Source organism: Occultella gossypii, assembly GCF_019947135.1.
Lineage (GTDB): Bacteria > Actinomycetota > Actinomycetes > Actinomycetales > Beutenbergiaceae > Occultella > Occultella gossypii.
Genome location: NZ_JAGSHT010000009.1, coordinates 54,138 through 72,878, shown reverse-complemented (window position 1 = coordinate 72,878; position 18,741 = coordinate 54,138). Strand labels below are relative to the sequence as shown.

The following is an 18,741-nucleotide window of genomic DNA, read 5'->3' as shown; positions in this document are numbered from 1 at the left end:
CGAGGCGCACGGCGGGTTCAGCCGTGGTCGAACGGCGCGTCGAACCATCGTCGTGGCGGCGTGGCCATCCCGAGCCGCATTCCGCCAAGGGCGGACGCCGACAGCGCCGCCCACTCGCCTGGGATGGCCCACCGGATCCGCACGGTCACCTCGCCGGGCGCCTGCCGAGCAGCGTGGCGACGGCGCGCCAGCCGATCAGGAGGACCGCCAGGACCCCCGCCGTGACGACCGGGAATGCCCCGGACACGCCGCCACCCGTCAGGGCGCGCAGGCCGAGGCCGCCGGCCACGGTCACCGCCCAGACGATCAGCCCGGTGGGCCAGAGCCGCAGCGGTGAACGCCAGGCTCGGGCGATCGCCCAGCCGACGATCAGGGCGACGCCGAACGGCCACGCGGTGCCGAGCAGGCCAGCGAAGACGCCGTCGTCGTGGTGGGTGCGGCGCCCGGCGAGGGCGAACACGAGCACGGCGACCACATCGACGACGGCAGCGACGATGACGGGGCGAGGCGACGCCGTCGCCGGGCTCTTGGTCACGTCAGATCAGGCGACCGGTCGTGGCGAGCGCGGTGCGTACGAGCGCGCCGTGCCCAGCGACCATCTCCGCCTGCACCATCGGCGAGACGACCTCCTCCGGGGAGAACCAGCCGATGTCGAGCGCGTCCTGCTGGGGCTGGCAGTCGCCGTCGATGGGGACGATGTAGGCGAGCGAGACCGCATGCTGGCGGGGGTCGTGGTAGGCGGTGATGCCCGGGGTCGGGAAGTACTCGGCGACCGTGAACGGCACCAGCGAGACCGGCAGCCGGGGCAGTGCCATCGGACCGAGGTCCTTGTCCAGGTGCCGGGCCAGGGCGTCCCGGACCAGCTCGTGGTACATCACCCGGCCCGAGACCAGGGCGCGGGAGATGCCGCCCTCGCGCGGGGTGCGCAGCAGCAGCGCCACCTGTTGGATCACGCCGTCGGCGTCCACGCGGACCGGGATCGCGTCCACGTACAGGATCGGCATCCGCCGGCGCACGGTGGCGAGGTCCTCGGGGGAGAACCAACCGCCGAAGTCTTCCGTAGAGATATCACTCACCCTTGAGTTGTACCCGCTGGCCGCCGTGAGTGCTAACCGGCGCGCCCCGGGCACTCCTGCGACGTCAGCCGGGCGGCGCCGTCGAGCCCCGCGGCACCAGGTGCGGCTGCGGCGCCACGTGCGAGAGCACCGGGCCACCGGCCAGGACGTTGAGCACGCAGTCCGCGGTCAGCGCGCCCATGCCGTAGACGTCCAGGCTCATCACGCTCAGCGGTGGCGACGCCAGCCGGCACAGCGTCGAGTCGTCCCAGGCGAGGATCGACAGCGAGCGCGGCACCGCGACATCCAGCTCGGCCGCCACCCCGAGCCCGGCCAGGGCCATGACGTCGTTGTCGTAGACGACCGCCGACGGCGCGCCCGCCCGGCCGAGCAGGGACCGGGTCGCGCGCGCGCCACCCTCCTCCGAGTAGTCCGCCTCCACGACCACGCCGGTGAGCCCACGTGCGGCGCACTCCTCACGGAACGCCTCGGTGCGGGCCTGGGTGTGCGCGAGTCCGCTCGGCCCGCTCACTCGGGCCAGGGCGGTGTGTCCGAGGCTGGCGAGGTAGGCGACGGCGTCCCGCATCGCCTGGGCGTTGTCGATCCAGATGTTCGTGAACGGCAGGTCGCGGCGCGGCCCGCCGACAACCACCGTGGGTAGGTCGATCTCGGCGAGCACCTCGAGTCGCTGATCGACTCGATGGAGATTGGTGACGATGACGGCGTCGACGAGCTTGCCCTCGGCCCACCGGCGGTAGGCCGCGATCTCGGCGTCGAGGTCCGGGACCACGTGCAGCAGCAGCGAGTGGCCCTCGCCGGACAGGCGCCCCTCGATACCGGCGATCAGCTCCATGTGGAACGGTTCGATGCCGAGCATCCGCGCGGGGCGCGCAAGCACGAAGCCGACCGCCCCGACGCCTTGAGTCACGCGGCTCACCCTATGCCGGCGCCGTCCGCGCCGGCACTCGGTCGACGAGGTCGTTCGCGGTCCGCAGCACCGGGCCGCCGGCGAGCGCGGCCTGGTCGAGCACGGCCCCGGTGTGCACCCGGAACGTGGCGGACTCCCCGGCGGGGAGCGTCACCAGCGCGTCGTCGACCAGTGCCGCCGGGTCGAGCCGGTCGACGAGCAGGGTCACGTCCCGGGCCAGCGAACGAGCGCGGACCGTGACGTCGTAGCCGTCGCTGGTCGGGGTGACGGTCACGTCGAGCGGATCGAAGGCCAACGCGGCCTCGAAGTCCTCGACGAACAACCGGACCGCGCGCTCGGAGCCGAGCCGGGCCACGATCGCCTCGCCACGCTCGTCCTCGGGGGTGCCGATGCCGAGCGGCAAGGTGACGACCCGCACCGACCGTGCGTCGACGACCACGTCGTCGAGCAGCTCCGCGAGCGCCTCGCCGGCGAAGGTTTCCCTGGTGATGTGCATCGTGCCGGACCATGGCTCATCCGTGTCGTTGACCAGCGCCACCGCCCGCTGACCGTCCCGCTCGACGACGGCGATCATCCGGTCGGCGAACGCGTGCCGCAGCGCGTACCACAGGGGCTTGCGCCGTCCGTCGCCGTCGACGGCCGCCCAGGAGGTCACCGGCCAGCAGTCGTTGAGCTGCCAGACGATCGCGCCGGCGGTGCGCGGCCACCAGGACCGGTAGTGCTCGACCGCGAAGGCGACTGCGCGAGCCTGGTTGAGCTGGGTCGCCCAGTGCCAGTCGGCGAAGTCCGCAGGGATCCCGAGGTGGCCCGCCAGGCCACGATCGAGCTTCTCGTTGCCCTCGTCCGCCTTCTGGTGCAGGAGGAACACCGGGTCCGTCTTCGACCAGTTCCCGTCGACGGGGGCGACGGCGCGCGCCAGGGTCGCCCAGGACGGTGGGCCCTGGAATCCGAACTCCGAGCAGAACCTCGGAATCTCCGAGGCGTAGGCCGTGTAGTCGAGTCGGTTCCACACCTCCCACTGGTGGTGGGTTCCGTGGTCGGGGTCGTTGGGATGGCGCTCCGTCAGCGCGAAGCCGGGCGAGGACGGACTGTTCCACGAGTACGGCCGGGTCGGGTCGAGCTCGGCGAGGACCCGCGGCAGCAACTCGGTGGCGTAGCCGTAGCCCCAGCTCGCGTCGTCGTCGAGGACGTCCCGCCAGCCCCAGTCGAGGTAGCCCCAGATGTTCTCGTTCCCGCCGTTCCAGACGACCAGGCTGGGGTGCGGGGTCAGGCGGGCGACGTTCTCCCGGGCCTCCGCCTCGAGCTCGGTGGCGAGCGGTTCCTCCTCCGGGTACGCCGAGCAGGCCAGGGGGAAGTCCTGCCACACGAGCAGGCCGCGCTCGTCGCACAACTCGTAGAAGTCGCGGGTCTCGTAGATGCCGCCGCCCCACACCCGCAGCAGGTTCAGGTTGGCGCCGACGGCCTGGTCGAAGCGCCGGGCGAGCCGGTCGCGCGTGATCCTGGTCAGCAGGTGGTCGTCCGGGATCCAGTTCGCACCCTTGACGAACACCGGGCGACCGTTCACCCGCAGCGTCCACGGGGTGCCGTGGGCGTCCGGCGTCTCGTCGATCTCGACGGTGCGGAACCCGATGCGACGGTGCCAGGAGTCCAGGGCGGTGGCGCCCAGGGTCAGCTCGACCTCGAGCGGGTACAGCGGCTGGTCGCCGTGGCCCACGGGCCACCACAGCTCGGCGCCGGGTGCGGTGACCTCGACGACGGCGGCAGTCGCCCCCGGCAGGATCGTCGCCTCCCGCTCGATGCCGGCCACGCGGGCGCGCACGGTGAGCGCGGTCGGCTCCTCGAGGCCGGTCCGATCGACGTCCACGTGCACGCGGACGTACGGGACGCCGTCGGGGCGGACACCGACGAGCGGGCGAACGCCCGCCAGGCGTGCCACCCGCCAGCGTTCCACCCGCACGCCGCGCCACAGGCCGGCGGTCTGCAGGTCGGGTCCCCAGTCCCAGCCGAAGCTGCAGGCCATCTTCCGGACCATGTTCAGCGGGTGCGCGTAGGCGGACGGCCGGGCGCCGAGCCGCTGCCGCTCCGCCTCTGCGTAGGTCAGTGCCGCGGCGATGTCGACCGCGAGATCGCGCTCGTGACCGATCAGGCCGGTGACGTCGAAACGGTGACTGCGGTGCATGTTGCGGGTGTGGCCGAGCACGTGCCCGCCCAGCCGCACCGTGGCCACCGTGTCGATGCCGTCGAACACGAGGTCGACGCGCTCGCGCGACTCGGCCGGCGGCTCGTCAAGGGCCAGGGCGAAGCGCCAGTCGGCCCGGTGCATCCAGGCGACGTCCTGTTCGTTGAGGCCGACGTAGGGGTCCTGGATGAGGCCGGCGTCCAGCAGGGCGGTGTGCGAGGTCCCGGGGATCGCCACCGGAATGTCGAGGTCGCGCAGCCGCTCGGGGACGGACGCACCCCGGGCGCGAAGGAGCCAGCCGTCGTGCAGGTCGCGTGTGCGCATTCGAGAGTCCTCCGGGGACAAGGGTTCACGGGTCGGCGGCCGAACGTCATCGTTGCACAGCCGGCAGTGGCGATCAGTAGAGATTCTTAGACTACCGAACGAAGATCGTCAACCTGGCCGGGTGGTTGCGAGAGGTGACGGATTCGGTGAGCCGCAGATTTACGGGAAACACTGTCACTCCGTCGAGTGCCCGAGCGAGTGCGAACGAATCGAATCGCTTCGCTCCGGCCTCTTGACGTGGCTAACTTAGGTCGACTACAAAAGTCCTGCGATCACCGACGATCCCGCACTCCGGGTGCTCGCACCCCAATCGCCATGACGTGGTGGCGATCCGAACCGAGGGACTCAACGATGAAGTTTCGGACCAGGCGCCCTGCCCGGCGCCAAGCACTGGTGGCCACAACGGCCATCGCCGCACTCACCCTGACGTTGGCGGCCTGTTCCGCCGACGAACCCGAGGACGAAGCCGCCGGTGACACCGGTGACGGCACCACCTCGATCAGCGTTTCGTTCGGCGAGATCGTCGAGAACTGGAACCCGTTCTCACCGACCGCCCTGCAGCCGACCCGCGGCGTCATCTTCGAGACGCTCTACTGGTACAACCTGGCCGAAGAGGCCGACCCGACGCCGATGCTGGCCATCGGGTACGAGTGGAACGATGACGGCACCGAGCTGACGGTCACCACGCGCGAGGGTGTGCAGTGGTCCGACGGCGAGCCCTTCACCGCTGCGGACGTCGCTTTCACGTTCAACCTGATCAGCCAGACCCCGGAACTGAACACGAGCGGGAACTCGGCCACGGCCGAGGCGACCGACGACACGACGGTCGTGCTCACGTTCCCAGAGACGTCCTTCATGCAGGAGCCCAGCGTGCTGGGCAACCAGGGCATCGTCCCCGAGCACATCTGGTCCGCGATCGACGATCCGACCACCAACGTGAACTCCGACCCGGTCGGCACCGGCCCCTTCGTCGTGTCGGACTTCTCGACCGAGACGTTCGTGCTCGGGAGCAACGAGAACTACTGGAACGGCGCGCCGGCGATCGACGAGGTCCGCTATGTGCCGCTCGACTCCGCGGACGCGAACAGCGCCGCACTCGTCGCCGGCCAGATCGACTGGATGAGCTCGTTCCTGCCCGGCCTCGAGCAGCTGATCGCCGACAACGAGGACATCGACTACGTCAACACTCCGGCCCTGACCGCCTCCATCTTCACCTGCTCCAGCGCCGAACTCGGCTGCGAGGGCCCGCAGACCGACCCGGCGGTGCGTCAGGCGATCTATTTGGCGATCGACCGCACCCAGCTCAACACGCTCGCCGGTGGCGGCTTCGCGGGCACCGCCTCACCGACCCTGCTCATCCCGGGCCGCGACGATTCCTGGATCGCCGACCCGGACAACGTGACCGCGCCGGACGGCGCCGACGTCGAGGAGGCGAACTCCGTCCTTGACGCTGCCGGCTGGGAGTTGGGCTCCGACGGCATCCGCACCCGCGACGGCGAGCGACTGTCGATGACCATCCAGACCGTCTCCGGCTGGAGCGACTTCATCTCGCTCAACGACGCGATGACCCAGCAGCTCGCCGCCGTGGGTATCGAGCTGATCCCGACCCAGGTGGCCTGGAACGAGTGGAACGACTCGCAGACCCAGGGCACGTTCCAGCTCTCCCTGGACTCGATCGGTCTGGGCGCCTCGAGCAACCCCTACTTCACCTATATCGGCAAGTACCACTCGGTGAACACGGTGCCGGTCGGCCAGGCGGCGACCTCGGGCAACTTCGCGCGCTACAGCAACCCCGTCGTCGACGCGGCGCTGGAGACCGCGGCCGCAACGGCGGACCAGACGGTGCAGGCCGAGCAGTACGCGATCGTCCAGGAGGAGATCGTCCGGGACCTGCCCTACATCCCGATCTACGTGAACTCGATGCTCACCGAGTTCAACACCTCACGGGTCACCGGCTGGCCCACGAACGAGGACCCCTACGCGATGCCCGCCACCTGGAAGGCGTGGGACGCCGGCATCGTGCTGCAGCGGATCGTCCCGGCCGAGTGACCTCGGTCCAGTGAACCCGGCGGAACCGGAGGTGCCGGTCGAGCTCGAACGGCTCGGCCGGCATCCCCGGTCCCACCCACACCGTCGTCCCGACCGCGAAGGGCCCGTACGTGAGATTCCTGTGGCAGAAGCTCGGATTCTACCTCGTCGCCCTCTGGGCGGCGCTGACCCTCAACTTCTTCCTGCCCCGGTGGATGCCCGGGAACCCGGTCGACATCATGGTCTCCAAGCTCGCCCAGCGTGGCGAGGTGACCCCGGCCACCCGGCACGCCATCGAGCTGCTGCTGGGGATGGACTCCTCGGTGCCGATCTGGCAGCAGTACATCGACTACCTCCAGCAGATCTTCCGAGGTGATCTGGGTGTCTCGGTCGCGTACTTCCCGACACCCGTGGTCGACGTGATCGGCCAGACCCTGCCCTGGACGGTCGCACTCGTCGGGCTGTCCACGCTCATCTCCTTCGTCATCGGCGTCGGCCTGGGCATGCTCGCCGGCTGGAAGCGCGGGTCCTGGATCGACAACATGGTCCCCTCGCTGACACTGCTCCAATCCATCCCGTACTTCTGGCTCGCGCTCGTGCTGCTGTTCCTGCTGGGCAGCGTGTGGCAGGTCTTCCCGCTCAACGGCGGCTACGACATCTACACGACGTCGCCCGGATGGACCTGGGACTTCGTGAGCTCGGTCGTCTACTACGGCACGCTGCCCGCGCTGACGATCGTCATCTCATCCGTGGGTGGCTGGATGCTCGGGATGCGCAACATGATGGTGTCCACGCTCTCCGAGGACTACATCCTGACCGCCGAGGCGAAGGGGCTGCGGCCCTCCCGGATCCGTCTCACCTACGCGGCGAGGAACGCTGTGCTGCCCTCGGTCGCGGGTTTCGCGATCTCGCTCGGATTCGTGGTCGCGGGCTCGGTCGTCACCGAGTCGGTGTTCTCCTACCCCGGCATCGGGTCAGCCCTGCTGTCCTCGGTCAACAACGCCGACTACGCGCTGATGCAGGGGATCTTCCTGGTCGTCACGATCTCCGTGCTCGGCGCGAACCTGCTCGTCGACCTCCTCTACACCGTCATCGACCCGCGCACGCGGGCCCGCGCCTAGGAGCTGCCATGTCGACCGCCACCCAGGACCCGGCCCTCGCTGCCGCCGCGGCCACGACCCAACCGCGCCGCCGCCGGACCCTGCCGCCTATGACGCCCAAGCTCGGCGTCGGGCTCGCCATCACGATCGTGATCGTCCTCTTCGGCACGCTCGGTCCGCTGCTGGTGGGCAGCCCGTCGGAGGTGCGCAACATCGGCATGACACCACCGTCGTCGGAGTTCTGGCTGGGAACCACCCAGACCGGTCAGGACGTCTTCGCCCAACTCGCCCACGCCACCCGTGGCTCGCTACTGATCGGCCTGGTGGTCGGCGTCCTGACGCTGCTGCTCTCCTCGTTCTTCGGGGTGGTCGGGGCCTTCGCCGGTGGCTGGACCGACGAGGCGTTCTCCCTGTTCACGAACGTGATGCTCGTCATCCCCGGACTCCCGCTCGTGATCGTGATCTCCAGCTACGTGACGCAGAAGAGCGTCTGGATGGTCGCAATCGTGCTCGCCATCACGAGCTGGGCCGGCTCGGCGCGCGTCCTGCGGGGCTTCACGCTGAGCGTGCGGAACCGCGACTACGTGCTCGCCTCGCGGGTCAGCGGCGAGTCGTCGTGGCGCATCCTCACGGTCGAGATCCTGCCCAACCTGGTGCCGCTGCTCGCCTCCCAGGTGGTCTTCGCCGTGATCTTCGGGATCCTCGGCGAGGCGGGGCTGTCCTTCCTCGGGCTCGGGGCCACCGGGTCCTTCACCTGGGGCACGATGCTGTACTACGCGCAGAACGGCCTGGCGCTGCGGCTCGGCGCCTGGTGGTGGTTCGTCCCACCCGGTCTGATGCTCGCCGTGTTCGGCGCCGCGCTCGCGCTCATCAACTTCGCCATCGACGGCATCATCAACCCGAAGCTCCGGGACGGCACCCGTGAACAGCGCAAGCGCTGGCGGATGACGAAGGAGCAGTTGCGCGAGAGCGAGGAGGAGGTCCAGTGAGCGAGACCCCGTCGGTGCCGGAGAACCTGTCCGGGCGCGGCTACCGCCCCATCGTGCTGGAGATCGACTCGGTGAGCGTCGACTACCTCGTGGCCGAGCCCGTGCATGCCGTCCGGAAGGTGTCGCTCACCCTGCACCGGGGCGAGGTGCTCGGGCTGGCGGGCGAGAGCGGCTGCGGCAAGAGCACGCTCGCCTACGCCGTCACCCGGCTCCTCAAGCCGCCGGCCGCGATCGTCGGCGGCCGGGTGCTGTTCCACTCCCGCGAGGGTCACGCCATCGACCTCGGGAACCTGCACGGCGAGGACCTGCGGGCGTTCCGCTGGGACAAGATCGCGATGGTGTTCCAGGGCGCGATGAACTCGCTCAACCCCGTGATCCGGATCCGCGACCAGCTCGAGGACGTGTTCACCACCCACCGCCCGGACCTCGACCGCCGCACGCGCAGACGGCGCAGTGCGGAGCTGCTGGAGCGGGTAGGCGTCGACCCGGACCGGCTGTCGTCCTACCCTCACGAACTGTCCGGCGGGATGCGGCAGCGGGTCATGATCGCGATGGCGCTCGCACTCGACCCGCAGGTGCTGCTGATGGACGAACCGACGACGGCGCTCGACGTCGTCGTGCAGCGGGAGATCCTGCAGGAACTGACCCGCCTGCGCGAGGAACTCGGGTTCGCCGTCGTGTTCATCACCCACGACCTGCCGTTGCTGCTCGAGATCAGCGACCGGATAGCCGTCATGCGCGAGGGGCGCATCGTCGAGATCGCGGACGCCCGCACCCTCTACACCGATCCGCAGCACGAGTACACCAAGGCGCTGCTCCGCTCGTTCCCCAGCCTCACCGGGACGCGCGGTGACTTTATCCGCACCGGCGCCGGAGCCGGTCCGCGGGAGAACGTGGAGGTGGCCCTGTGACCACGCTCGAGCTACGTGAGGTCGTCAAGGAGTACCGGCTTCGCAGCGGGCTTCGGCACTCGACCCTGCGCGCCGTCGACGATGTCAGCTTCACTCTCGAGCCCGGGCGGACGACGGCGCTCGTCGGCCAGTCGGGATCCGGCAAGTCGACGGTCGCGAAACTCCTGCTCCGGCTCGAGCGCCCGACCTCCGGTCGGATCCTCCTGGACGGGAAGAACCTGCCCGAGCGCGGCGCCGCCGGGCGCGCCTACCGGGGCGCCGTGCAGATGGTGTTCCAGGATCCGTTCGCGTCACTCAACCCGTACCACTCTGTGGCGCATCACCTCGCCCGGCCGGTCACGCTCCATCATCCCGGGCTCGGCCGCACCGCGGTCCTCGACCGCGTCCACGAACTGCTGGCCCGGGTCCGGCTCGACCCGGTCGAGGAGTTCGCACAACGGCGCCCGCACGAGTTGTCCGGCGGGCAGCGGCAGCGGGTCGCGATCGCGCGGGCCCTCGCACCGGGGCCCGGCATCCTCATCGCGGACGAGCCCGTCTCGATGCTCGACGTGTCGATCCGGCTGGGGGTCCTCAACCTGCTGTCGGAACTGCAGCGCGAAGAGCAGCTCGGCGTCCTCTACATCACTCATGATCTCGCGACCGCGCGGCACTTCTCGGACGAGATCCTGGTGATGTACCGAGGCAGCGTGGTCGAGCGGGGCCCAGCCGATGACGTCATCCTCGATCCGCAGCACGAGTACACCAAGCTGCTCCGTGCGGCGGCTCCCGATCCCGAGCGGCGGCTCCGGGAACTGGCCGGCCCATGACGGCCGCACGTTACGCCGTCGCCCCGGTCGGGGACGGGGGAGACTGGGGGTAGACGGAGACGGGCAGAACGAGGAGTCGCACGATGAGCACGGATGGTGGCGGGGCGCAGCAGACGCGCAGCCGATCGGCGATCCTCGACGTCGTCCGTGCCGCAGGCACGATCAGCCGGGTCGAGTTGACCCGTGCCACCGGGCTGACCGGCGCGACCGTCTCGACCGTGGTCCGACGGCTGATCGACGAGGGCCTGATCGTCGAAGTCGGTCGCGCCGAGTCCACCGGTGGGAAACCACGGACCCTGCTGCGGCTGGAGCCGCTGGCCCGGTTCGCGGTGGGGGTGCACCTGGACATCGGCGGCATCACCTACGTGATCGCGAACCTTGGCGGCGGTGTGGTGACCAGGTGGCGGACCGCCGGCACCGGGAGCGACGCCGCCGAGGAGATCGTGGACCGGGTCGCGCGTGAGGTCGACGACATGATGCACCGCGTCGACGTGGAACGGGACCGGGTCCTCGGCGTCGGGGTAGTCGGCCCTGGGCCGTTGTCCTACCCGGCCGCCGCCTGGACGACGACGCCCGAGCCGGCGAGGCTCGCCGGGTTCGCGCTGGTGGACGCACTGGAGTCGGCGCTCGGGATGCCGGTCCTGCTGGACAACGACGCAACCGCCGCCGCGGTGGGGGAGTACTGGTCGGGTGGGATCGAGTCGACATCGTCGTTCGGCGCCCTCCACATGGCCGCCGGGGTCGGCGCGGGCGTCCTCGTCGACGGCTCCGTCTACCGTGGGTCCAGTTCCAATGCCGGGGAGATCGGGCACGTGTGCGTCGATCTGACCGGGCCGGAGTGCTGGTGTGGTGCCCGCGGGTGCGTCGAAGCGGTCGCCGGCCCCGCCGCGGTCGTGGCGGCCGCGAGGGCGCGCGGGGTCGATCTGGGGCCGGCCGGCCGACCGGCGACCGAGGACTTCGGCACCCTGGCTCGCGCCGCGCTGCGCGGCGACGCCGTGGCGTCCTCGCTGTTGACGTTCTCCGCTCGGTACCTGGCGGTGGCGGCCCAGACGCTGGCCGCCGTGATGGACCTCGACCACATCGTGCTCACCGGTCCGGCTTTCGCCGTGGCGGGCTCCCTCTACCTGCCGGTGATCGAGGAGCACCTCCAGCGGACCTTCTTCGCACGCAGCAGCCACGGGCTGCGGGTGCGCCTGTCCTCGAGCGCGCACGAGGCGGCGGCCATCGGAGCTGCCGCACTGGTGCTTCAGAGCGAGCTGGTGCCGAGGCCGTCGGCGGTGCGGATGCCCGCCGAGTACACGGTGGCGTCGTCGGTTCCGGCCGGCGGCTGACGGACCCGCGCACCGGCCGGGTGTCAGCGGCTGCCGCTAGCGTGAGCGCATGCGACGCGATGAGAAGGTGGCACGTATCGGCGAGATCCTCGACGGGCTGTATCCGGAGCCCCCGATCCCGCTGGATCATGTCAATCCGTACACGCTCCTGGTCGCCGTCGCCCTGTCGGCACAGACCACGGACAAGAAGGTCAACGAGGTCACCCCGGCACTGTTCGCGGAGGCCTCCACGCCCGCGCAGATGTACGCGTTGGGGTCGGAGCGGATCCTTGAGCTGATCCGGGAGGTCGGACTCGCACCGACCAAGGCCCGCAACCTCTGGACGGCGGCCGGTCAGATCGTCGACGCCGGCGGCGAGCTGGTGCCCGAGTGGGACTTCCTCGAGGGTCTTGCCGGGGTCGGGCACAAGACCGCGAGCGTGGTGATGGCGCAGGCGTTCGGCGTGCCCGCGTTCCCGATCGACACCCACATCTTCCGGCTCGCCCGGCGGTGGGGACTGTCCCGCGGTACGACGGTCGAGCGCGTCGAGACCGATCTCAAGAAGGCGTTCCCGCGTGAGACCTGGAACCGGCGGCACCTGCAGATCATCTATTTCGGCCGCGAGTACTGCCCCGCGCAACGGCATGTGTTCGCGACCTGCCCGATCTGCTCCTTCGCCGCCACCAAGGCGCAGCAGGCCGCCGAGCTCAAGGCCCGCGCCAAGCCCGGGCGGGCGGCTGTCGCGCCGCCCGCCTGAGTGCGGCGCAGCCACTGGTGCGCGAGATGGGACTCGAACCCACACGCCCGAAGGCACAGGAACCTAAATCCTGCGCGGCTGCCAATTACGCCACTCGCGCCCACCCCTAGCCTATGTGCCGCCCGACCTGACGGAGGAATCGACGTGCCCACCCCCACCCTCGTACTGGACTTCGATGGCACCGTCCGCCTCGGCGACGACCCGGTGCGGTTGTACGCGCAAGAGGTGGCGTGGCGGGTGTCGGCTCCGTGGGGGGAGCAGATCGTCGCCGGCGCGGAGGACTTCCTCGCCGGACGCTCGCGGCCGGGCGACGCCCAGGACGGCTATCAGGCTGTGCACGCGCTGGGGTTCGCCGCCGGCCTCGATCGTGCATCGATGTCGGCCGCGTACCTGGCTTCCCGGAAGCGGCTCGACGCCGGCGAGGGCGAGGTGGCCCCGCCACCCGGACTGGGCGAACTCCTGGACGGCGTCCGAGCCGCCGGTGTGCGGACGGTGCTGCTGACCAACGCCCCGGGCACCGGCGTGTTCGGGTGGCTCGACGAGGTGGGGCTCGCCGACCGACTGGGCGCCGTGATCACCGACGCCGGCAAGCCCGCAGCGATGCCCGCCCTGCTCGGTCGGCTGCTGACCGAGGCAGACCTGGATGGCCGACCGGACCGGCTCCTGAGCATCGGCGATGTCTGGGCGAACGACGTCGGACCCGCCCTGGCCCTCGGGTGCGCGGCCTTCCACATCGACCGGTTCGACCTGCACCGAGGGCGCAGTTCGCGGACGACGGCCACGTTCGTCGAGCTGTACCGCGACGTTCGGGACTGGGCTGCGCGCGACTGACGGACGCACGGGTCCGTGCCGCCGCGCACGCGGGCTCAGTCGATCTTCAGGTCGCGGCGCAGCTTCGCCACGTGCCCGGTCGCCTTCACGTTGTACTGGGCGAGGGCCACGGTTCCGTCCGGAGCGACCACGACCGTGGAGCGGATCACGCCCGTGTAGGTGCGTCCGTAGTTCTTCTTCTCGCCCCATGCGCCGTACGCCTCGAGCGTGGTGTGTTCAACGTCACTGACCAGCGGGAACGTCAGGGACTCGGCCTCGACGAAGCTTGCGAGCTTGGTCACGGGGTCGGGGGAGACGCCCACGACGGCGTACCCGGCGCCCTGGAGGGAGGCCAACGAGTCGCGGAAATCGCACGCTTCCTTGGTGCATCCGGGGGTGCCCGCAGCGGGGTAGAAGTAAACGATCACGCCGTTCTCGGCGGTCGGGAGGACCTCGGTGAGGCTGAGCGAGCCGCCGTCCGCGGTAGGCAGGGTGAAGTCGGGTGCGGTCTGGCCGGGAGTGAGTCGCGCCATGGGTGTGAACCTCCGTGTCGGGTGCCGTTCCGGACAGGTTAGGCCCCCTTCGGCCGGTTGGCCCCGGACGCTCACAGGCTGGTAATATCGTCCACCGCAAGCACCTCTAGCTCAATTGGCAGAGCAAGTGACTCTTAATCACTGGGTTCTGGGTTCGAGTCCCAGGGGGTGTACCGCCACGGGGCCGGATCTTACGAGATCCGGCCCCGTTCCTGTCGCCGTGGATGTCCCCGTCCGGCCGTCGCTGCAGCCTTGCTCGAACGCACCGCGGACGCATCCGGTCACGGGCGTCGTCCTGCGGCCCTCGCCCGATCCGGAGTCTTGATATACCCAGAAGGGTGCCGAATGTCGGTCACACGTGGCCCCCTGGAGTCATGGCCATATTCAGCATATTGTGCGACGATCGGTCCCGCCTGAAGGTCAACGATGACGAGGTCGGTGCTGACGCCGACGGGAGAGTAGGAGCAATGACGCTGAAGAGAACCATCGGAGGTACCGCCGCCGCAGTGCTGGTCGGCAGCCTGGCGCTGTCCGCACCGGCCGGTGCGGAGCCGGCGCGCCAACCCCACCGGGTCCAGGTGGAGCGAGCAGTCGCCAGCTACGAGGCGATGCAGGAGTACCTGTACGCCGATGACGGCTCGAACCTCTATCTCGAGCGGTACCCGCTCGGGGGTGAGGACCGGGCCTACTCCTTCGAGTGGCCGTTCTCCCAGGCGCACATCGCCACCCTGGATCTCACCGGCATCCCCGGTCGGCTAGGCAACGGTTTCGCCGACGACCTCGCCGATCGAGCCGTCGGCCAGGAGCGGTACTGGAACGCCGACGGCGGCACCACCGGCCTGCCGGGTTACGACTCCTACCCTCGCGCGCCCTACGGCGACGGTGGCGACATGTTCTACGACGACAACGAGTGGGTCGCCCTGGCGAAGGTGCAGGAGTACCTGGCCACCGGAGACCAGGCGGCATTCGATCGGGCGGTGGAGATCTTCGATCTGGTGATCTCCGGTTGGGACACAGACCCCTCGCATGCCGCACCGGGTGGGGTCTTCTGGACGCAGGCGCCCTGGAGCACCGACCGCAACACGGTCTCCACCATGCCCGGCGCGCAGCTCGGGGTGCGCCTGTACATGATCACCGGAGAGCAGCACTATCTGGACTGGGCGCTGCGGTTCGTCGAGTGGACCGACGAGCACCTGCTCGCCCCGAACGGCCTGTACTGGGACAACATCAAACTCGACGGCGCCATCGACGAGCGGCACTTCTCCTACAACCAAGGCGTGCCGATCGGCACCTACGCGTTGCTGTACGAGGCCACCGGAGACGAGCAGTACCTGGCCAGGGCCGAGTCGATCGCGGTTGCCTCGTACACGTACTTCGTGGAGGAGGACCGACTGAACGAGCACGAGATCTTCTTCAACTCCATCTACTTCAAGAACCTGCTGCTGCTGGAGTCCACCACCGGCGGCCACCGCTACCGCGACGCGATGGAGGAGTACGCGGACCACCAGTGGGAGCAGGTCCGCGACCCCGAGACCGGCCTGTTCCCGGTCGATGGCACGACCACGGCACTGCTCGATCAGGCGGCCATGGTGCAGATCTACGCCACGCTCGCCTGGCCCCGCGGGCAACTGGAGATCCTGTACTGAGAGCGGCGTCCTGGCAGAAAGTCCTTGATCTGGTCCCCGGTGTGGCGTAGGAACGTCCCGGGGACCAGACGAGGAGAGTGGTGACTATGGCGATCGCGGTGCTGAACCCGCCCGATGACCAGGTCCTGCACATCGTGCCCCTGCGCAAGGCGATCGCGCTGCTGCGCCGCAACGTCGTGGAGATCGTGGAGGTCGAGGACGGCTCCACCTTCGGCCCGTACGTGGTGCCCCGCGTCCTGCGCCTGACCCGCGCCGTCTCGATCGTCCACCAGCTGGAGGGCCGACGCCCGGTGTTCTCCAAGGCGGGTGTGCTGCGCCGTGACCGGTACACGTGCGCCTACTGCGGCCGCTCGGCCACCACGGTCGACCACGTGGTGCCGCGCGCCCGCGGCGGCCGGTCCTCCTGGCTGAACCTGGTCGCGGCCTGCCGCCCGTGCAACCAGGCCAAGGCGGACAAGTCGCTGCGCGACTGCGACATGCGACTGCAGTTCCTGCCCTACGAGCCCGACTGGATCTGAGCGCGCCCCGACCGGGCCGGCCACCGCCGTCGGGCACTCACCTCAGCGGCAGGTGCGCCATCTTGTCCGTGGCGGCGACCAGGGCGCGGGCGATGCCGGGCTCGGTGGAGGCGTGGCCGGCGTCCGGCACCATGACGAACTCGGCCTGCGGCCAGGCCCGGTGCAGGTCCCAGGCGGTCGTGGCCGGGGTGCACGCGTCGTAGCGGCCCTGGACGATCACGCCGGGGATGTTCGCCAGCGCGGTGGCGCCCTCGATCAGCTGGCCCTCGCTGAACCAGCCCTTGTTCACGAAGTAGTGGTTCTCGATCCGCGCGAACGCGAGCGCGAACTCCGGCTGGGAGAACTTCGTGATCGAGTCGTCGTCGACGAGCAGGGACGTGGTCGCGGCCTCCCAGGTGGACCAGGCGACGGCGGCCGGGCCGTGCACCTTCGGGTCCGGGTCGTGCAGCAGCCGGTGGAACGCGCCCATGCAGTCGCCCCGTTCCTGCGTCGGCACCGGTGCGACGTACCGCTCGAACCAGTCCGGGAACAGTGCGCTCGCGCCGCCCTCGTAGAACCAGGCCAGCTCGGCCTCGCGCAGCGTGAAGATGCCACGCAGCACGAGCGAGCGGACCCGCTCGGCGTGCTGCTGTGCGTAGGCGAGGGCGAGGGCCGAGCCCCAGGACCCGCCGAACACGTGCCAGGACTCGACGTCCAGGTGCGCGCGCAGCGCCTCGATGTCCGCGACCAGGTGCCAGGTGGTGTTCGCGCTCATGTCCGCACCCGGGGTGGCTGCGTGGGGCGTGGAGCGGCCACAGCCGCGCTGGTCGAACAGGACGATCCGGTAGGTGGCCGGGTCGAAGAACCGGCGCTGGTCGGGGATGGTGGCGCCGCCCGGACCGCCGTGCAGGAACACCACCGGCTGCCCGTCGGGATTGCCGGAGACCTCCCAGTAGATCTCGTGCCCGTCGCCGACGGCGAGCATGCCGCTCTCGTACGGGTCGATCGGTGGGTAGAGGGGAGAGTCGTCCGACGAGATGGCCATGGCACCACCGTACGGGCGCCTGCGCGCTGGGCGGAGCCACGCCGACGTGAACTTCTTAGTACGGTTCAGGTGTGCCCACTCCACGCCTCGCGCTCGTCACCTGCTCCGAACTGCCCGACCTCGACGACGAGGACGCCCCACTCATCCCCGCACTGGCCGAGCGCGGCGTGACGGCCGAGGCTGTGATCTGGGACGACCCGGCGGTGGACTGGTCGCGCTACGACCTGACCGTGATCCGGTCCGCGTGGGACTACGCGTCCCGCCGTGAGGAGTTCGTGGCCTGGGCCGGGTCCGTGCCGCGCCTGGTCAACCCGCCGAACGTGGTGCGCTGGAACTCGGACAAGCACTATCTGCAGGCACTCGAGGACCACGGTCTGCCCGTCGTGCAGACGACGTGGCTGGAGCCGGAGCGCGGCTACGACAAGCGTGCCCTGCACAACAGGTTCCCGGCCCGCGAGGACTTCGTCATCAAGCCGGCGATCAGCTCGGGTTCCCTGGACGCCGGCCGGTACACCGCCACCGACGCGGACTCCCGCCGGTTTGCCATCGAGCACGCCAAGCGGCTCCTCGGCGAGGGCCGTTCGGTGATGGTCCAGCGGTACCTGCCCGAGGTGGACTCACACGGCGAGATCGCGCTCGTGTTCTTCCACGGCACGTATTCGCACGCGACCCGCAAGGCCGCGATGTTGACCACCGAGGAGGTGGAGGCCGAACGTCCCCGCGAGGAGGTCATGGAGGCCTACCATGCGACCCCCGAGGAGATCGCGGCGGGACAGCAGGCCCTCGCGTTCGCCCGGGCCAGGATCCCTGGCCGGTCCATCTCCAGCCGGCCGCTCGCCTACGCGCGGGTGGACCTGGTGCCCACCAACGGGAAGTCCGTGGTGATGGAGCTCGAACTCATCGAGCCGTCGCTGTTCGCCTCGCTCGGACGTGGCGCGCTCGACCGGTTCGCCGACTCCCTCGTCGCGGAACTCCGGATGGGGCCGGACAGCAACAATATCGACCTGGCCTAGCGTCCGTCCGGTGGGTCAGGACAGGCTCGCCACGATCGAGCGCTCGCCGGGTACCGCGTGCTCGCGGGTCACGAACGTTCCGCCACGCGCGGGCTTCTCCTCGAAGCGGGTGAAAGCGATGGGCAGGCCGCGTGCGGACAAGGGGTCGACGGCGTCCATCGCCTGCACGTGGACGTGCGGCTGGGTGGAATTGCCCGAATTGCCGCACTCGGCCACCTGCTCACCCACGGTCACCAGTTGGCCGACGGCCACCCGGACGGAGCCCGACCGCAGGTGCATCAGACCGACGTACGCTCCGCCGTCGGACGTCTCGATCAGTATGTGATTGCCGGCGAGGGCGTTCGCGCCCTGCCGGGCGCGGCCCGCCTGGCCGAGCAAGTACGGCACCAGGGCCACCGAGCGCCTGGCGCCGTGGTCGACCTCGCCGTCGTGCACACTCGCCACCCGGCCGCCGACCGGCGCCAGGATCGGGCGTCCGAACGCGTAGAACAGTTCCGCCGGCTCGGTGGAAACGAGCGTGCGCCAACTCCTGCTCGGCGCGGTCCGGCCACGCTCGTCGACCCCGACGAAGTCGATCGCGTACGTGGTCGCGAACAGGTTCGTACCGTGGCTCGGCACCCGGCGGGCCGGACTGTTCTCCACTCGCCACCGGCCGGCGAAGGGCAGGGCGAGGCTCACGGCCGGCGCGTTGGCATCCGATCTCACGGGCGGGAACCTCTCATCCGTTTCGGGTGGTCGTGAGTGACGATCTAGCGGCCGCGAACCGGGAACGTGATACTGGTCACCTCAGTGCCACTCGAGAGGAAACAT

At 70.0% G+C, this 18,741-nt stretch carries 18 protein-coding genes and 2 tRNA genes; 12 read left to right on the top strand and 8 right to left on the bottom strand.

The annotated features are described in order from the left end of the window. Positions 1-145: 145 nt before the first annotated feature. The 4 genes from KCQ71_RS08790 to KCQ71_RS08775 all read right to left on the bottom strand — a co-directional run bounded on the left by KCQ71_RS08790 (position 146) and on the right by KCQ71_RS08775 (position 4,486). Positions 146-535 carry a DUF3054 domain-containing protein gene (locus tag KCQ71_RS08790; protein ID WP_223404918.1) on the bottom strand — a complete coding sequence of 130 codons (390 nt, stop codon included), beginning with the start codon at positions 533-535 and terminating at the stop codon, positions 146-148. A gap of 1 nt (position 536) precedes the next feature. Next, positions 537-1,076 carry an NUDIX hydrolase family protein gene (locus tag KCQ71_RS08785; RefSeq protein ID WP_223404916.1) on the bottom strand — a complete coding sequence of 180 codons (540 nt, stop codon included), beginning with the start codon at positions 1,074-1,076 and terminating at the stop codon, positions 537-539. 64 nt (positions 1,077-1,140) lie between these two features. Then, entirely contained in the window at positions 1,141-1,983 is an 843-nt protein-coding gene (locus KCQ71_RS08780; protein WP_223404914.1) for a LacI family DNA-binding transcriptional regulator, read from the bottom strand. A 10-nt stretch (positions 1,984-1,993) separates the two neighbouring features. Beyond that, positions 1,994-4,486 carry a glycoside hydrolase family 2 protein gene (locus KCQ71_RS08775; RefSeq protein ID WP_223404912.1) on the bottom strand — a complete coding sequence of 831 codons (2,493 nt, stop codon included), beginning with the start codon at positions 4,484-4,486 and terminating at the stop codon, positions 1,994-1,996. 351 nt (positions 4,487-4,837) lie between these two features. Here KCQ71_RS08775 and KCQ71_RS08770 point away from each other — a divergent pair, with 351 nt between their 5' ends. From KCQ71_RS08770 to KCQ71_RS08740, 7 genes are all read left to right on the top strand, one after another. Next, positions 4,838-6,535 carry an ABC transporter substrate-binding protein gene (locus KCQ71_RS08770; RefSeq protein WP_223404911.1) on the top strand — a complete coding sequence of 566 codons (1,698 nt, stop codon included), beginning with the start codon at positions 4,838-4,840 and terminating at the stop codon, positions 6,533-6,535. Positions 6,536-6,645: 110 nt separating this feature from the next. Next, entirely contained in the window at positions 6,646-7,635 is a 990-nt protein-coding gene (locus tag KCQ71_RS08765; RefSeq protein ID WP_223404909.1) for an ABC transporter permease, read from the top strand. A gap of 8 nt (positions 7,636-7,643) precedes the next feature. Further along, positions 7,644-8,603, top strand: coding sequence for an ABC transporter permease (locus KCQ71_RS08760; RefSeq protein ID WP_223404907.1), 960 nt, complete (start codon positions 7,644-7,646; stop codon positions 8,601-8,603). Further along, the gene (locus tag KCQ71_RS08755; protein ID WP_372453974.1) at positions 8,600-9,514 is read left to right on the top strand and encodes an ABC transporter ATP-binding protein; all 915 of its coding nucleotides are present in this window, start codon (positions 8,600-8,602) and stop codon (positions 9,512-9,514) included. The genes KCQ71_RS08760 and KCQ71_RS08755 overlap by 4 nt, the downstream gene beginning before the upstream one ends. After that, on the top strand, positions 9,511-10,320 hold the full coding sequence (locus KCQ71_RS08750) for an ABC transporter ATP-binding protein (RefSeq protein WP_223404905.1): 810 nt from the start codon (positions 9,511-9,513) through the stop codon (positions 10,318-10,320). Before KCQ71_RS08755 ends, KCQ71_RS08750 begins: the two co-directional genes overlap by 4 nt. Positions 10,321-10,403: 83 nt before the next feature. Further along, on the top strand, positions 10,404-11,651 hold the full coding sequence (locus KCQ71_RS08745) for an ROK family transcriptional regulator (protein WP_223404903.1): 1,248 nt from the start codon (positions 10,404-10,406) through the stop codon (positions 11,649-11,651). Between the two features lie 49 nt (positions 11,652-11,700). After that, positions 11,701-12,387 (top strand): endonuclease III domain-containing protein, encoded by a 687-nt coding sequence (locus tag KCQ71_RS08740; RefSeq protein WP_223404901.1) that lies wholly within the window; start codon positions 11,701-11,703, stop codon positions 12,385-12,387. 15 nt (positions 12,388-12,402) lie between these two features. Here KCQ71_RS08740 and KCQ71_RS08735 read toward each other — a convergent pair. After that, positions 12,403-12,487: transfer RNA gene (locus KCQ71_RS08735), tRNA-Leu, on the bottom strand. 44 nt (positions 12,488-12,531) lie between these two features. On the opposite strand from KCQ71_RS08735, the gene KCQ71_RS08730 reads away from it, so the two are divergent. Further along, positions 12,532-13,218: an HAD family hydrolase gene (locus tag KCQ71_RS08730; protein WP_223404899.1), complete on the top strand. Its 687-nt coding sequence runs from the start codon at positions 12,532-12,534 to the stop codon at positions 13,216-13,218. A 35-nt stretch (positions 13,219-13,253) separates the two neighbouring features. On the opposite strand, the gene KCQ71_RS08725 is transcribed toward KCQ71_RS08730, so the two are convergent. Then, positions 13,254-13,730, bottom strand: coding sequence for a peroxiredoxin (locus KCQ71_RS08725; RefSeq protein ID WP_223404898.1), 477 nt, complete (start codon positions 13,728-13,730; stop codon positions 13,254-13,256). A gap of 100 nt (positions 13,731-13,830) precedes the next feature. Between KCQ71_RS08725 and KCQ71_RS08720 the strand changes: the two genes are divergently transcribed. The 3 genes from KCQ71_RS08720 to KCQ71_RS08710 all read left to right on the top strand — a co-directional run bounded on the left by KCQ71_RS08720 (position 13,831) and on the right by KCQ71_RS08710 (position 15,894). Further along, positions 13,831-13,903: transfer RNA gene (locus tag KCQ71_RS08720), tRNA-Lys, on the top strand. 294 nt (positions 13,904-14,197) lie between these two features. Further along, positions 14,198-15,376 (top strand): glycoside hydrolase family 76 protein, encoded by a 1,179-nt coding sequence (locus KCQ71_RS08715; RefSeq protein WP_223404896.1) that lies wholly within the window; start codon positions 14,198-14,200, stop codon positions 15,374-15,376. Positions 15,377-15,462: 86 nt separating this feature from the next. Continuing rightward, positions 15,463-15,894 (top strand): HNH endonuclease, encoded by a 432-nt coding sequence (locus KCQ71_RS08710; RefSeq protein WP_223405010.1) that lies wholly within the window; start codon positions 15,463-15,465, stop codon positions 15,892-15,894. A 37-nt stretch (positions 15,895-15,931) separates the two neighbouring features. Here KCQ71_RS08710 and pip read toward each other — a convergent pair whose 3' ends face one another. Beyond that, on the bottom strand, positions 15,932-16,918 hold the full coding sequence (pip, locus tag KCQ71_RS08705) for a prolyl aminopeptidase (protein ID WP_223404894.1): 987 nt from the start codon (positions 16,916-16,918) through the stop codon (positions 15,932-15,934). A gap of 71 nt (positions 16,919-16,989) precedes the next feature. Between pip and KCQ71_RS08700 the strand changes: the two genes are divergently transcribed. Continuing rightward, positions 16,990-17,931: an ATP-grasp domain-containing protein gene (locus KCQ71_RS08700; RefSeq protein WP_223404892.1), complete on the top strand. Its 942-nt coding sequence runs from the start codon at positions 16,990-16,992 to the stop codon at positions 17,929-17,931. Positions 17,932-17,946: 15 nt separating this feature from the next. Here KCQ71_RS08700 and KCQ71_RS08695 read toward each other — a convergent pair whose 3' ends face one another. Beyond that, positions 17,947-18,636, bottom strand: a complete 690-nt coding sequence (locus tag KCQ71_RS08695) for a M23 family metallopeptidase (RefSeq protein ID WP_223404890.1) — start codon at positions 18,634-18,636, stop codon at positions 17,947-17,949. Positions 18,637-18,741: the final 105 nt, after the last annotated feature.